Annotated in this window: 20 protein-coding genes; 17 read left to right on the forward strand and 3 right to left on the reverse strand. The window is 46.6% G+C overall.

Going from position 1 to position 14,210, the window contains the following annotated elements; translation table 11 throughout:
- Positions 1-30 precede the first annotated feature (30 nt).
- Positions 31-1,464 carry a bifunctional metallophosphatase/5'-nucleotidase gene (locus tag M4D81_RS17905; protein ID WP_169284770.1) on the reverse strand — a complete coding sequence of 478 codons (1,434 nt, stop codon included), beginning with the start codon at positions 1,462-1,464 and terminating at the stop codon, positions 31-33.
- A gap of 136 nt (positions 1,465-1,600) precedes the next feature.
- Between M4D81_RS17905 and M4D81_RS17910 the strand changes: the two genes are divergently transcribed.
- Complete coding sequence (locus tag M4D81_RS17910; RefSeq protein WP_169284769.1) at positions 1,601-1,837, forward strand: hypothetical protein; 237 nt, start codon at positions 1,601-1,603, stop codon at positions 1,835-1,837.
- Positions 1,838-1,855: 18 nt separating this feature from the next.
- Here the strand turns inward: M4D81_RS17910 and M4D81_RS17915 are convergent, their stop codons facing one another.
- A complete protein-coding gene (locus M4D81_RS17915) occupies positions 1,856-2,617 on the reverse strand; it encodes a C40 family peptidase (RefSeq protein WP_248551621.1) in 762 nt (253 codons plus the stop codon).
- A 301-nt stretch (positions 2,618-2,918) separates the two neighbouring features.
- Here M4D81_RS17915 and M4D81_RS17920 point away from each other — a divergent pair, with 301 nt between their 5' ends.
- From M4D81_RS17920 to M4D81_RS17995, 16 genes are all read left to right on the forward strand, one after another.
- On the forward strand, positions 2,919-3,473 hold the full coding sequence (locus tag M4D81_RS17920; protein ID WP_260067526.1) for a hypothetical protein: 555 nt from the start codon (positions 2,919-2,921) through the stop codon (positions 3,471-3,473).
- Complete coding sequence (locus tag M4D81_RS17925; RefSeq protein ID WP_049868184.1) at positions 3,466-4,188, forward strand: cytochrome c biogenesis CcdA family protein; 723 nt, start codon at positions 3,466-3,468, stop codon at positions 4,186-4,188. Before M4D81_RS17920 ends, M4D81_RS17925 begins: the two co-directional genes overlap by 8 nt.
- An 18-nt stretch (positions 4,189-4,206) precedes the next feature.
- Positions 4,207-4,764: a TlpA family protein disulfide reductase gene (locus tag M4D81_RS17930; RefSeq protein ID WP_169284767.1), complete on the forward strand. Its 558-nt coding sequence runs from the start codon at positions 4,207-4,209 to the stop codon at positions 4,762-4,764.
- A 19-nt stretch (positions 4,765-4,783) separates the two neighbouring features.
- A complete protein-coding gene (locus tag M4D81_RS17935) occupies positions 4,784-5,443 on the forward strand; it encodes a thioredoxin domain-containing protein (RefSeq protein WP_049868182.1) in 660 nt (219 codons plus the stop codon).
- A 155-nt stretch (positions 5,444-5,598) separates the two neighbouring features.
- Positions 5,599-6,180 (forward strand): sulfurtransferase TusA family protein, encoded by a 582-nt coding sequence (locus tag M4D81_RS17940; protein WP_084781446.1) that lies wholly within the window; start codon positions 5,599-5,601, stop codon positions 6,178-6,180.
- 25 nt (positions 6,181-6,205) lie between these two features.
- Positions 6,206-6,601: a DsrE/DsrF/DrsH-like family protein gene (locus M4D81_RS17945; RefSeq protein ID WP_049868181.1), complete on the forward strand. Its 396-nt coding sequence runs from the start codon at positions 6,206-6,208 to the stop codon at positions 6,599-6,601.
- A 49-nt stretch (positions 6,602-6,650) separates the two neighbouring features.
- Positions 6,651-7,772, forward strand: coding sequence for an MBL fold metallo-hydrolase (locus M4D81_RS17950; RefSeq protein ID WP_049869724.1), 1,122 nt, complete (start codon positions 6,651-6,653; stop codon positions 7,770-7,772).
- A 14-nt stretch (positions 7,773-7,786) separates the two neighbouring features.
- The gene (locus M4D81_RS17955; RefSeq protein WP_084781444.1) at positions 7,787-8,014 is read left to right on the forward strand and encodes a sulfurtransferase TusA family protein; all 228 of its coding nucleotides are present in this window, start codon (positions 7,787-7,789) and stop codon (positions 8,012-8,014) included.
- Between the two features lie 307 nt (positions 8,015-8,321).
- Complete coding sequence (locus M4D81_RS17960) at positions 8,322-9,113, forward strand: sulfite exporter TauE/SafE family protein (RefSeq protein WP_169284766.1); 792 nt, start codon at positions 8,322-8,324, stop codon at positions 9,111-9,113.
- 124 nt (positions 9,114-9,237) lie between these two features.
- Positions 9,238-9,714, forward strand: a complete 477-nt coding sequence (locus M4D81_RS17965; protein ID WP_372490924.1) for a DsrE/DsrF/DrsH-like family protein — start codon at positions 9,238-9,240, stop codon at positions 9,712-9,714.
- Between the two features lie 69 nt (positions 9,715-9,783).
- A complete protein-coding gene (locus M4D81_RS17970; RefSeq protein WP_049868178.1) occupies positions 9,784-10,050 on the forward strand; it encodes a metal-sensitive transcriptional regulator in 267 nt (88 codons plus the stop codon).
- A 33-nt stretch (positions 10,051-10,083) separates the two neighbouring features.
- Positions 10,084-10,395 carry a rhodanese-like domain-containing protein gene (locus M4D81_RS17975; RefSeq protein WP_049868177.1) on the forward strand — a complete coding sequence of 104 codons (312 nt, stop codon included), beginning with the start codon at positions 10,084-10,086 and terminating at the stop codon, positions 10,393-10,395.
- A gap of 80 nt (positions 10,396-10,475) precedes the next feature.
- Positions 10,476-10,892 carry a rhodanese-like domain-containing protein gene (locus M4D81_RS17980; RefSeq protein WP_084781442.1) on the forward strand — a complete coding sequence of 139 codons (417 nt, stop codon included), beginning with the start codon at positions 10,476-10,478 and terminating at the stop codon, positions 10,890-10,892.
- Entirely contained in the window at positions 10,861-11,259 is a 399-nt protein-coding gene (locus M4D81_RS17985) for a rhodanese-like domain-containing protein (RefSeq protein ID WP_310735628.1), read from the forward strand. Before M4D81_RS17980 ends, M4D81_RS17985 begins: the two co-directional genes overlap by 32 nt.
- 75 nt (positions 11,260-11,334) lie before the next feature.
- A complete protein-coding gene (locus M4D81_RS17990; protein ID WP_169284765.1) occupies positions 11,335-11,910 on the forward strand; it encodes a class I SAM-dependent methyltransferase in 576 nt (191 codons plus the stop codon).
- A gap of 20 nt (positions 11,911-11,930) precedes the next feature.
- Positions 11,931-12,314, forward strand: a complete 384-nt coding sequence (locus M4D81_RS17995; RefSeq protein ID WP_049868174.1) for a DUF302 domain-containing protein — start codon at positions 11,931-11,933, stop codon at positions 12,312-12,314.
- 867 nt (positions 12,315-13,181) lie between these two features.
- On the opposite strand, the gene M4D81_RS18000 is transcribed toward M4D81_RS17995, so the two are convergent.
- The gene (locus M4D81_RS18000; RefSeq protein WP_049868173.1) at positions 13,182-14,198 is read right to left on the reverse strand and encodes a cytochrome d ubiquinol oxidase subunit II; all 1,017 of its coding nucleotides are present in this window, start codon (positions 14,196-14,198) and stop codon (positions 13,182-13,184) included.
- Positions 14,199-14,210 lie beyond the last annotated feature (12 nt).

The following is a 14,210-nucleotide window of genomic DNA, read 5'->3' on the forward strand; positions in this document are numbered from 1 at the left end:
GACCGGCATGGATTGCACCGGTTTGTTTTGCTATATGCAAAAAATTTTGGGTGTATCACTGATTTCAATTTTCTTGTAAGACTTAAAATACTGTGTAATCACATCGTGAGCATGGATCCCTAGCTTCTTCTTAAGTGGATCATAGTGGTATAGAATTTGTTCACCTGCGCTCACAATTCGATAGGTGGTTCCTAGCTTCAATGGTTTTCCTTGGATAAGAAAATGTTCAATTCGATGGCCAGGCGGATTATAAGGTTTGTAAGCCATTGTGATGCCGCTTGCCCGCATGACATATCCCCCTTTTTGGTGGAAAGGATCAGGGGAGAAGACCTGTTCCAGATTAGATTCAAAAGCCTCCAGAATCTGTTTGCCATCCAGTTCTACGGTGAAAAGCTCTGGATTTGTCGGAATGATTTGATATAAGTCCCGCAAGGTTACGAGACCTGGCAGAATAGGGGCTCCGTATCTCCAACCATGTGATAAAGCAATATCGGCTTCGACAGAATGGAGATAAGCATCGGTAATTAGTCGATCCATTGGCGTTTCATTGAGGAACATGCGATGCAGCGGTGTCTGTAGTTCCCCAATGATCTCACTTAAATGCGTTTCATGCCTTTCGTTAATTTCAACAATTAATTTGGAGATTTCCGGATCTTCTTCGAATTCATGTGCAAATAGCGGAATAAGACGATGTTGAACCTTCGTTATCATGCCGGATTCAAAATTCAGTTCAAACTGCCCAAGAAACGAAGAACTGGCTCCGGATTGAATAATCCATGTTCCATTTTGTCTAATGGGATGGGTAAGTCGATCATGACTGTGACCGCTTAAAATAATATCGATTCCTTCGATATTGGAAGCGGCTTTCACGTCCAGGGGCAGTCCCATATGGCTCAATACGATTACGAGATCACACTTATCTTCCACCCGTAATTTTCGTATGTTCCGGCTCATCTCAGCTAGATCAAGTGAGAAAGACAATCCCTCGGAAAAAGCAGGTGGCATCGTTTGATCTACAAATGAGTAGGTCCATCCCGTCATACCTATACGAATTCCGCCCATTTCTTTAATCCACTGCGTCTTAAGCGGGGCGGCAGCGGATGAAGATTTCATATTCATTGCCAGGGCCGGAAAAGAAACCTGATCCAAGAGAGCAAACAACTGTGATGGGCCATACGCATAATCCCAATTTCCTGGAACGAATGCGTCAAGCGGCATCATTTTCAATAATGGGATAATGGCTTCTCCTTTGGACAATACAAGAGGAGCTGTGCCATGAAACAAATCGCCTCCGTCGACAAAAAGGACATGGGGACGTCTTTTTTTTAGTTCTGTTACATATCGATGTATGCGCGAAAACCCTCCACATGTCATATACGAAGGTTGTGTATCATGCCAAAAAAATTCAGGATGGGCATCCAAACAACCATGCGTATCGTTTTGCTGAATTATGGTAAGTTCCATCTTCTCTCCTCTTCTCTGCAAGTGATTCATACCTACATAGTAGTATAGGCAAACCAATCATTGCCAAACCTAGCTTTATTAAAACTTAACACCCCTCCGATAGTATTGAAGCACGGTGCTTAGGAGGTCGTTTAAGATGAATGAAGGATATCGGACTTTGATCTGTGAAATATTGATATTGACCTATTTGGATATATCCCCCAGACCAAAGAAAGGAGGGAAGAATTTTCAAAACCGACAAGAAGCGCTTGCTTTTTTGAATACGGCTTGGTTTGAAGTGCTATGTGCAGGTATAGAACTGGAACCTGAAATCGTGAGAAGGAAGATGCTTCAAATTTCCAATTCTGATAGTTTGAAAAGGAAGGGACAATAGCATCCCTTCCTTACACATCTATTTTATAGCGCTTCCGCCAAATACAAATCGGTACTCCCAATGCTTCCCTTCAATTTGATCGATTCGAACCCCGCCCGATTTCTCGGAATACGTATGCAGAATTTTCCCATTTCCTAGATAGATTCCATTATGGGTAATTCGCTGCGAGGATTTATTGATTCCGGAGTAGTCACTACTTTTACTCCCCTCGTAGGACATAAAGAACATAATATCTCCAGGATGCAGCTCCCTCCAGTTTGTCGTAGTAGCTCCAATTTTCTTTACATAAGCAGCCTGGGTTCTTGAATTCCCTGGAAGAATAACTCCGGCTCCATCTTTAAAGGCTTGTCTGACGAAATCAGAACAATCGAACGTTTGGGTATTGGAACGGCTTGAACCGAATACATAAGGCGTTCCCAAGTACTTCATACCCGCGTCAATAATGCTCTTGGGCGTCCCAGATACCGGTTCAGCAGGCTTGTCCGTAACGGAACCATTCGTTTTTATGAACTGACTTTGAGTGGTTACGTACCCAGTTTGACCACGCAGGTCCTTGATTTTAAACCAATACTGATTTACTTGTTCCAATATATCGACATGTTCACCGGCTTTTAGATAACGAATGCGGTCACCGCTTAGGGAAGGCTTCTCACGAAAGTTAACACTTTTTTCGATGATTCCTTCTTGACCCGCGGCCGAAACCGTAGGTTGTCCCGCTATAATTGAGCCACAAATTAGAGCAGAAGCGAGTAAAGACAAGGTCATTTTTTTCTTCAGCATTGTAATACCTCCTGTAGTTTTGTAATTTACCGTAGCGAAAAGGATGCGCTAACGGTTTAAGCAAAGCCTATCACAGGAGGTTAGTTGGACTTGGAGGTAATTTCCCCCAATGGAGAGCTTTATCATTTCTTTAAAGAAGAAGATTAGGCTTTACGTGAGAAGGAGGTGAAGAGAATTGCAAAATATACAGATCGGATCTTTCGTTCTAAATGGGCAACTGATTCTTTATCTGAGTTATGGAGCGGGAGGCTGGTTGATGCTGCAGTATCGGCTTAGAGGCAGCTTGGAGCGTCGGATATACTTGTCCGATGCAGCGAATGCATTCTGGCTGTGGTTGCTCGTTTGGAAAGGAAGCTTTCTGATCTTTTATCCCATAGATGTGATCACACAACCCATGTCTTTACTTTATTTTGATGGTGGGGAACGCGGAAGATGGATAGCAAGTCTGGTTACGGCTTCCTATATCTGGTACAGAAATTCGAAACAAAATTTAAGCGTCAAAATGTGGATCGATATGGGGATTTGGTTTACTTTATCGGGCTGGTTGGTCTATCACTTGTTGTTGCTTATTACAGGCGAGGAGTCTTCCTTGTATCATACAGCAAACGCTGGAATGACTGTTCTTCTCCTGATCTCATTATTGGTTTCTCAAAAAGGATCCGATTCGGGAAGTGGATTAAACCATGCCGTTTGGTTTTCGATCGGAAATGTGTTGCTTTCGTTTCTGGTTGCCGATCGTCCGGTATGGTTGTTGTCCTTCAGTAAACAGCAGATCATTTTTCTATTGGCTGCCGCGTGTTTAACAGGATGGTCCTGGTTGGATGAAAAGCAACAGAAAGGAGGTCCTCATGGATAATCTTACAATCCTGGTAGCCTTTGCAGCGGGGATGCTTTCTTTTTTATCCCCTTGCGTATTTCCGCTTATCCCCGCTTATATTTCCCATTTAACAGGCTCTACCTTTCAAGATGGCAAACTTGTCGTGAATCGGTGGAATCTGAGCCTTCAGGCGTTTAGTTTTATCGTGGGGTTTAGTCTGATTTTTATTACGATGGGTGCGTCTGCAAGCTTCATTGGACGCTTCTTCGCGCAAGAACGCGAGCTGGTACAAAGAATAAGCGGTCTGTTGATTGTTGTGTTTGGTCTGCAAATGGCCGGATTTCTAAATTTTCGTCTGCTGATGTCCGGTAGAACGTGGCAAACCAAACCAACTGCGAGCCGCGGCATAATCCGTTCGCTTCTTACTGGTGTGGCGTTTGGAGCAGGTTGGAGTCCATGCGTTGGGTTGGCGTTATCGTCTATTTTGCTTCTGGCCGGATCTACGGAGACACTGTGGAACGGAATAGGGATGCTGGCCGTGTATTCGTTTGGGTTGGGAGTTCCTTTTCTATTGATTTCGTGGTTGTTGACGTATTCGATGAGCATGATGAAAAAAATGAATCGATGGATGCCTCTTCTGTCGAAAATTAACGGTTGGCTTCTTATTGGAATGGGACTGCTGCTATTTACCGGCCAATTGCAAAAGATCAGTGCTTGGCTTTCTCAATATACATTTTGGGACATTACATTCTAACAAGGGGGATCAATAGAGATGAAGAAAAGTGTGATTGCCATCATTGCCCTCGTTATGCTTGTTGCTTATGGGGCTTATGATTATTATGAAAAAAAATCGTCTGAAGGGACTTCTGTCAGGGAATCCGCAGGCCAGAATATTAAAGTGGGCATTCAAAAGGGACAACAGGCGCCGGATTTTACCTTGAATGATTTGCAAGGCAATCCTGTCAAGCTATCCGATTATAAAGGAAAAACAGTACTTATTAATTTCTGGGCAACCTGGTGTCCGCCTTGCAGAGTAGAGATGCCCCATATGCAGCGGTTTTATGAAGACTATAACCAACAAGACGTCGTCATTTTAGGGGCTAATTTAACACCGACGGAGGAGAAAACGGACAAAGTTATGTCATTTGTTAAAGACTATGGCTTGACATTTCCTATCTTATTAGATTCGGAAGGAACGATCATGCAGACGTATCAGGTCGTCGCGTATCCAACTACGTATCTGTTAGACTCCAGCGGAGTTATTCGCGAGAAATATCAAGGAGCTATCAATTATGACACCATGAAAGAAGCTGTTTCCAAAATCAAATAATGGAAAAGAGGTGTTCAACATGAATTTGCCCGTTAAAAAAATGATGTTGTTTACGTTGTCGGCGTGCCCATTAGGCAGATCTATGAACAATGTGCTTCGCGAAGTTCAAATATGTCAGGATGAACTTTCTTATGAAGTCGTACATGTGGATGTTCATCCCGACCTCGCGAACCATTACCGGATCAAGACAAATCCGACTACGCTTCTTGTAGACGCAAGCAACCAAGAGTTATATCGGTTCGAGGGCTTCAAAGAGACAGAGGAAACGCTCCGAATCATCGGACAAGTCAATAACAAATCGTTGCGGTCATCAGACGATCTTCCTGAGAACCAGGAAATTACAGAAACCTATGTTATTTATTTATATCAGAACGGTATGGCAGTGCCAGTCGAGACTTTCTATGTGAATAAAACGTCCATTAAGGCACCTCGAATTACAGCTATTGGGCAACTGTTAAATACTCGTATTGATAAATATGATAACCCGTTTCCGCCGTCTTCTGCTCTGGAAGGGGTGCATTTTGAACAAGGGATTGGCGAGGTGACGATTCTAGTTCATCCTTCGGAAGCAGAATTGGATCAGGAAAAGATGAAGATTGTATTGGAACATACCTTAGCGCCATATGGGATCAAGAGTGTAAATATAAAGTGGATAGTCAGCGGGGACTCACAGTCATAACCCTGAAGTTAACTATTCTCCCCTGTTGACAATGCCTTTCTTTAGGATGTAATATACCTATAGGGGTATGAGTAATTATATTATGTGAATCCGTAGGGTAAACTCGTACAGGATATGTAAGCCCCGGCAAAACACCAATATAGGAGGGTTACGATTTGACTGCACATTCAGAAATCAAAGCAGATCAGACGCTCGATTGCAAAGGTTTGGCCTGTCCCATGCCTATCGTCAAAACCAAGAAAGCGATGGATCAGTTGCATTCCGGGCAGGTCATCGAGGTTCAGGCAACCGATAAAGGTTCACTGGCGGACATTCAGGGCTGGGCCAAGAATACCGGCCATCACTATTTGGGCACGATTCAGAATGGCGATGTGCTTAAGCACTTTATCCGTAAATCGAGCGCGGATGAGATCAAGGAAGAGAAAAAATATCCTCACACCGTGACCAATGATGAGCTGGAGAAAAAGCTGGGCAGCGTAACCGTTCTCGATGTTCGCGAGCCTGCCGAATATGCGTTTAACCGGATTCCTGGCGCCGTCTCCATTCCGCTTGGGGAACTGGAAGAGCGCCTAGGCGAGCTGAATACCGAAGATGATATTCATGTTGTATGCCGTACCGGCACGCGCAGTGATCTGGCTTGCCAGTTGCTGTCCGAGAAGGGTTTCAAGAACGTAAAAAACGTGGAGCCCGGCATGTCTGGGTGGTCCGGACCGATAGAAAAGAACTTTCAAATCTAATCATGGACCAAGGAGGTCGTTTAAAATGAGCACGAAAGTAGCGATTATCGCAAGCAATGGTGGAATGTTCGATGCCTATAAGGTTTTCAACATCGCGACGGCATCTGCAGCAACCGACGCGGAGGTAGCCATCTTTTTCACCTTCGAAGGACTGAACCTGATTCACAAGCAGGTCCATCACCAGCTTCCGCTGCCGGCAGGCAAAGAATATTTTGCGGAAGGCTTCAAGAACGCCAACATTCCTTCCATCCCGGAACTGGTGAATATGGCGCAGGAAATGGGCGTGAAAATCATCGCCTGCCAAATGACGATGGACGTCATGAACTTAAAGAAAGAGGATTTCATTGAAGGAATCGAAGTCGGCGGCGCCGTCACATTCCTGGATTTCGCGAAGGACGCAAACGTGTCCTTGACGTTCTAATTCATCAAAGGGGGAATCAACATTGACTACTGCAACCGGACTCCGCCCGATGACAGCGGGAGAACTGACGAAAATCGTTCTGAACAAAAAAGAACTCTTCATTCTCGACGTGCGCAATCAAAGTGACTTCGACGATTGGAAAGTGGAAGGAGAGAGCGTCGAGATAATCAACATTCCGTATTTTGATTTGCTTGACGGCGTGGATCCAGTGCTAGACCAAATTCCAAGCGACAAACCTTTGCTTGTGGTATGCGCCAAGGAAGGTTCGTCCAAATTCGTGGCAGAACAATTGGTTGGAGCAGGAAGAACTAACGTCTCTTATCTGGAAGGCGGCATGAAATCTTGGAGCGAGCATTTGGAGCCGGTGAAAATCGGAGATTTGAAAGACGGGGGCTCCCTGTACCAGTTCGTGCGGATCGGAAAAGGCTGTCTTTCCTACATGGTCATTTCCAGCGGTGAAGCAGCTGTAATCGATACGCTCCGAATGACGGATGTATTCGAACGCTTCGCTGAGGAACAGGGAGCGGCCATTAAACATACGCTGGACACGCACTTGCACGCGGACCACATTTCCGGCGGGCGCAAATTGGCGGAGCAAACAGGTGCAACGTACTGGCTGCCGCCCAAGGACGCGACAGAAGTAACGTTCCAATATGAGAAACTGGAAGAAGGTCGTGAGATCTCGGTAGGGAATATCAAGATCAAAATTCAACCTATATACTCGCCGGGTCACACCATCGGAAGCACGTCGTTTATCGTGGATGATCAATATCTGCTTACGGGCGACATCCTGTTCATCGAATCGATCGGCCGCCCGGACTTGGCCGGCAAAGCAGAGGACTGGGTCGGCGATCTTCGCAACACCTTGTACAACCGTTACAAAGGCTTGGCTCAGGATTTGATCGTACTGCCTGCCCACTTCGGCAAAGTGACGGAGCTTGGAGATGGCGGCCGCGTCATGGCCCGATTGTCAGATCTCTACCGCGACAATCCGGGCTTGAACATTAAAGACGAGGAGACGTTCCGGCGGACGGTAACCGTGAATTTGCCGCCTCAACCGAACGCCTATCAGGAGATTCGACAAACGAATATGGGTAAGATTACACCGAACGAAGACGAGCAACGCGAGATGGAAATTGGTCCGAACCGCTGTGCGGTTCATGATAAATAAAGGAGGACATCAAAGTGAATACAGATATCACGGTAGATACGAAAGGTATGGCCTGCCCGATGCCGATCGTTAAGGCGAAGAAAGCCTTGGATAGTCTGCAACAAGGTCAAGTTATGGAGGTCCTGTCTACAGACAAAGGCTCCGTCAATGATTTTCAAGCCTGGGTTAAACAGACGAAACACGAACTCATTCAGCACGTCGAAGAAGACGGCGTTTATAAATTTTACGTTCGCAAAGTATAAAAAAAGCGGGACCCGGAAGGGCCCGGAAGGGCCCGCTTATTTCGCCTCGTCATATACGATAGTGATGCCAAGGGAACAGTAACTTTCTTCGGTATAATGGCCATGGGGGCAAGTTTTCGTGCTGCAAGCCATATCGATTTTCGCTTGCAGTCTTTGATTGCACACCGGGCATTTATCTTCGAAAAAGCTTTTTAAATGTTGAAGCAATCGGATCACCTTATTTCTGATAAGTTTACTTGGTTTTAATTATAACCTGTATTCAACTTGATGTCACGCATTAGAGAAAACTTTACGACAGGAGGGTGTCATGGATTTCTTACTGCTCATTGTCATGGTGCTCATCGGTCTGGTCGGCTCTTTCTTTTCAGGGTTGCTTGGTATTGGTGGCGCAATTATTAATTATCCCCTCCTACTGTATATTCCATCCCTTTTCGGTGCGGCACACTTTACAGCCCACGAAGTTTCCTCCATCAGCATGTTTCAGGTCTTTTTCGCTTCACTTGCTGGTGTTATCGCGTTCCGGAAAAAAAGCAAAAAGGGCGGAACGGGCGTCGTCAATAAACAGTTGGTCCTTTATATGGGGTGCAGCATCCTCGTCGGCAGCCTGGTCGGCGGCTTTGTTTCGGGTATGTTGAACGGAGATGTCATCAACCTGATTTACGGCATCCTTGCGGTACTGGCGGTCGTGCTAATGCTAATACCCAACAGGGGGACACAACAAGATACGGATGACCTCCGTTTCAACAAAATCATCGCCATTACTGCGGCATTTGTAGTAGGTATCGTTTCTGGAATCGTAGGGGCCGGCGGAGCGTTTATCTTAATTCCCATTATGCTCACCGTGCTCAAAATTCCCACGCGCACAACGATTGCATCCTCGCTCGCGATCGTTTTTATTTCGGCCGTTGGAGGCGTCATCGGAAAAATCACGGGCGGGGATATCCCTCTGTGGGCGACGGTATATACCGTCATCGGCAGTTTGATCGGAGCACCGATCGGCACGATGATCAGTTCGAAAATCAATGTAAAGGTACTTCGATATGGTTTGGTCGTCCTGATCGCACTTACGGCCATTAAAGTGTGGTCGTCCATTTTGTGAATGCATTAATCGTATCTGCAAACATTTGCCGCGGCAGAAGGGTTGCATTCTTTATTATTGTCCGTTAATATACCTATAGGGGTATGAGTAAATATTATGAGAGAGAAGGTATGTGACGTTGGAATTGGAAAAAGATAAAACGACAATCGTGCTCTTCAGCGGCGATTTGGATAAAGCAATCGCGGCGTTTATTATTGCGAATGGAGCGGCGGCTTATGATCACGAGGTGACAATCTTCTTCACGTTCTGGGGATTAAACGCGCTTCGCCGGGACGAACCGATAAAGACAAACAAAGGCCTTCTTGAAAAAGCTTTCGGATGGATGATGCCGCGCGGCGCGAAGAAGCTGGGTTTGTCAAAAATGAACTTCGGCGGCCTCGGGCCCCAGATGATCAAGCATGTGATGAAAAAGCACAAAGCATTGTCGTTGCCCGAGCTGGTTGAACTGGCTCAAGAACAAGGCGTTAAGTTAGTCGCTTGTACGATGACGATGGACTTGCTCGGTCTGAAACAGGAAGAATTGATCGATGGTCTGGAGTATGCAGGAGTAGCCGCATATCTGGGTGACGCCGCGAACGGAAAGGTAAACTTATTCATTTGAACAAGCGTATATGAACTTATAATTTTTTCCTTTATACTATACCCATACTCGTATAAGGAGTTGTTGGACATGAACTACGAATACACGGACGAAATCAAAACCCGGCTGCGCAGAATCGAAGGACAAGTCCGCGGGGTGCTGCGTTTGATGGAGGAAGGAAAGAGCTGCAAAGAAGTTGTGGCACAGTTGTCCGCCGTTCGCAACGCATCGGACAAGGCTATCGCGCAGATCGTTGCAGAAAATTTGCAGCAATGCATCATGGCGGAACATGCTGCCGGTAACGATACAGGAAAGATGGTCAAAGAAGCTGTGGAGCTTCTGGTTAAGAGCCGCTAATACAACAACTAACAATCTGAGGGAGTGAAAAACATGGCATTCAAAATTCCGAAAGCAACAACGCCGCAAGAAGTGGCCGCAAGGTTAAAGAATGGCGAGAAGCTGAACCTGCTTGATGTCCGGGAGCCCGACGAATGGGCATCCGGCCATGTCGCAGGCGCCAAGCACATTCCACTTGGACAGCTCACCGAGCGGCTAAAAGAACTTGATCCGTCGAAAGAGACGATCGTCATCTGCCGTAGCGGCAATCGCAGCGGTCTTGCGTGTGAATTGCTAAGCGAGAAGGGCTTCGACGTCGTAAATATGACCGGCGGATTGAACGCCTGGACAGAAAAGCTTGTATGAGGTTTTGCCTCTCTAATAACCATGGTCTGCGGCAGCTGTGTCATTATTCAGCTGTCGCAGTACTGTAGAAAGGACTTCATATGATAACACTCTTGTATATTCTTGCCGGAGCCGTGATCCTGTGGGTCCTGCGCGGCTTTTGGCCCGTTCCTTCTTTCCAATATGTGCCCTGTCATGAATTGGAGAAAGCACGAAATCAGTCAAGTGTGAAAATACTCGATGTCAGGGATGCATCGGACTATCTGCATGGGCATGTTCCCGGCTCGATCAATATATCGCTCGGACGTCTGCCTTATGTGTGGCATAAAGAGCTCTCTAACGACGACTCCGTCATTATTTTGTCCTCAAGTTGCTATCAGAGTAATAAAGCAGCCCGCATCCTGCATAAGCGCGGCTTCCGGCAGCTGTGTGCCGCGCAGGGGGATTTTTTTCAGCCGACAGGCAAACAAGTGAATACGAAAGGATGTGGAATCTTTGGACACAGGTACAATCATTAATATCGGAATCCTTGTGCTAGTCGTGTGGTTTGCATATTCGCGCTTTAAACCGGCCAAAGGACTCCGAAACCTTAACGCAGAGGAATTTAAGAGCCATATGGGCAAACCCGGCAAACCGCTGGTGATCGATGTCCGAGAACCGAATGAATATAAAGGCGGATATATTGCCGATGCGAAGAATATTCCTCTTTCGCAATTGTCCCGAAGGCTTTCCGAGATTCCCCAGGATCGTGACGTGCTGCTCTATTGCCGCAGCGGTATGCGTAGTAAAAGTGCGGCAAAAATATTGTTGAAGAACGGCCATAAGGAGATCGCCCATCTGCAAGGTGGCATCGGGGCTTGGAAAGGTAAACTGGCAAGCAAGTAAACGAGTGGTGAGCGTGGTTTAGGGCAAGGATAAAAACGGTTAAAGTATTTTAGTGAATGAATGGAGGACAATCCCATGCACGAGCGTCGCTTTAATCCTGAAAATATGGCTAAACTCGACAGTCCCGAACGTAAGGCTGTTCTTCCCCCGGAATCTTTGCTAGAGAAGCTGGCCCTGAATGAGAACGAGTCAGCAACTATTCTGGATCTTGGAGCTGGCACGGGGTATTTTTCCATCCCTGTTTCAGAGCGAACAAGTGGGACCATACTTGCCTTGGATATCGAGCCCATGATGCTGGAGGTTATTCGCAGCAAGACGAAACAGAAGCAGATAAAAAATATTCAGACCATCGAAGGCCGGCTTGAGCAGATTCCTCTGGAGGAAGAGTCGGTGGATCGTGTCATCGCGTCCCTGGTCCTGCATGAAGCGGAGCCGCTTCAACAGGCTTTGTCTGAGATTCACCGGGTCCTTCGCAGAGGCGGCCGGTGTGCATGCCTAGAGTGGGAAAAGCAGGAGACGGATCAAGGGCCGCCGCTGCACCATCGAATAGGCTCCGAGGAGTTGACACACTCGTTTGAGCAAGCCGGTTTTACCATACTGGAAACGGATCACCCCACCGGCGCACATTACGTTCTGGTCGTACAGAAATGATGTAAAGGGAGTTGTAAACGATGTTCCATTATACAGTTGAAACTACCAAAACACCTGAGCAGGCGGTTGAAGCACTGACGGAAAATTTGAAGGCGGAGAAGTTCGGCGTCCTATGGCAACTGGATATGAAGGCGAAGCTGAACGAGAAAGGCGTCGAATTCGACATGCCGTATCAGATTCTCGAGGTCTGCAACCCAGTGGAGGCCAGGCGGGTTTTGTCCGAAAATGCGTTGGTCGGATACTTCCTTCCCTGCAAACTGGCTGTGTATGTGGAGAATGAAAGGACCAAGATCGGCATGCCGAAGCCAACGGCTCTCATTGGACTTGTGGAGAATGAGGCCTTGATGAACATTGCTTCCGACATCGAGAAGCGTTTGACTGCTTGTGTTGATAAGAGCATCTGAGCCACATCCATACAACTGCTACTGAACGCTTGAGTTAGATGAACAGAAAAGGCTGGGACGGCGGGCCTTCGCCTTGTTGGATCGGTATACGTCTTCGAAGTGAAAGCTGCCGTTAGCCAATTACAAAGCGCTAAACGGGGTAAAGTAAGTATGAATGAACTTCAAAGCAGGAAGGCTAGTCTGGTCAATTGATTGAAAAATGAGCTTCCCCGATCGACGGAGGAAGCTCATTTTTCTCTACACACAATGGATACGGGCAGGGGGGCAGCAAGTCACTGCCTTCGAGCTCCATTGTAAACAGCTCAGGGTTGGTGGGAATGATGCAATACAAATCCTTAATTGTCAGCTTCCATGGCAGCATAGGAGTGCTGTATCCAGTACGGGCACCAGCCGATGCTCGAAGGTGATGAGTCGACCCGATTCGATCGATTCGGCCGACGAATGAAACGCTGGCCCTGATTGAATAATGAAGGCCTGTTCTTGCGAATTGGCCGCTTGATTCAGTCATGGCTGTGCGCACTGAGCAAAATATAGATGCTTGAAACCAGGGAAGCCAGCTTGATGTCTAGCGGCAGTCCCATATGACTATGGATGACAATCAAAGCGAAATTTCTTGCTTATAAAGGAGTATTTCGATGGTTACAGGGAAAACCCGGTGCTCTTGTCTTTAAGATGAGAGTGGCATCGCTGAGCGGACGTATCGCCCCATGACGTGCAGGGAACTGAGCTCTATGCACAATGCACAAAAAAAGTGCCAAACCTATATATTTGCCGGTTAAAATAAATATCGAACCGACGATAAGAAAAGCAAAAAGGCAATTCCAAAACATAACCACATGAGCCATTTGTCTTGTCGATCAAAAAGATTCATCTTATTTTCCCCTTTACATAGTCTGCATTGAATAAAAACAAGCGTAACAGCAATATCAATGCCGGTATCAACAACAGCAGCCCCGCCGTGAATGCTGCAACCAGTGCACGCCCCATCACTGGATTGGTCACGCCGCCGGTTAATGTCAAGATGGGATAGAGAAGATACGGGAGATGTGACTGTCCGTAACCGAAAAAGGCAAAGGCGAACTGGGCCATAACCAAGATAAACGCCCATCCATATCGATGCCTGCGCCAGATGAACCACACCGCAATCGCAAAACAAATAAAAGACAAGCCAAACATCCACCACACATCCAATGTGTTTAGGAAATGGTCTCGGTTATGATTTCGCAACGCCATAAACGTAAATAAGCTGGAGATGATGGTCGGAATGCCTCCCCAGAGTGCAAACCGGCGAAGCCATTCCAGCGCCTTTCGATCTTCAGCACGCGCCGCGTAATAAGTAAGGAAAGAAGAACTTATAAATAGAACGCTTGAAATGGCTAGCAGAACCACCGCCCAGGAATAGGTACTAAAAAACAACTCCTCCATCAACAAGTGGACGGAGTGGCCTTCAAAAGACAAAAAACCTCCTTCCGATATGGTGAAAACTGTTGACAGCGCAGCCGGAATCAGTAATCCCGTGGATCCGTAAGCAAGTAAGTAAAGATTGTTTTTTCTTGCCCCGTAATTCGTAAATGCGTAGAAGGATCCTCGGACCGCAAGCAAGATTAGCGCAATACTTCCGGGGATTAACAAAGCGGTACCATAGTAGTAAGCAGTGTCCGGAAAAAAACCGACAATACCTACGAAGAAAAAGACCAGAAACACATTCGTTACTTCCCAGACGGGAGACAAATATCGGGAAATCAGCGGCCCAATAACGGACTCGATTCCGATGACTCTGCCGTAATAAGCATAAAAACCAGCGCCGAAATCAATCGAAGCAACGATCAAATACCCGTACAAAAACACCCAAAGCACCGTAATTCCAAGCTGCTCCAACGACATCTCCATGCTCCT

This window comes from Paenibacillus sp. p3-SID867, assembly GCF_025142895.1.
GTDB lineage: Bacteria > Bacillota > Bacilli > Paenibacillales > Paenibacillaceae > Paenibacillus_AQ.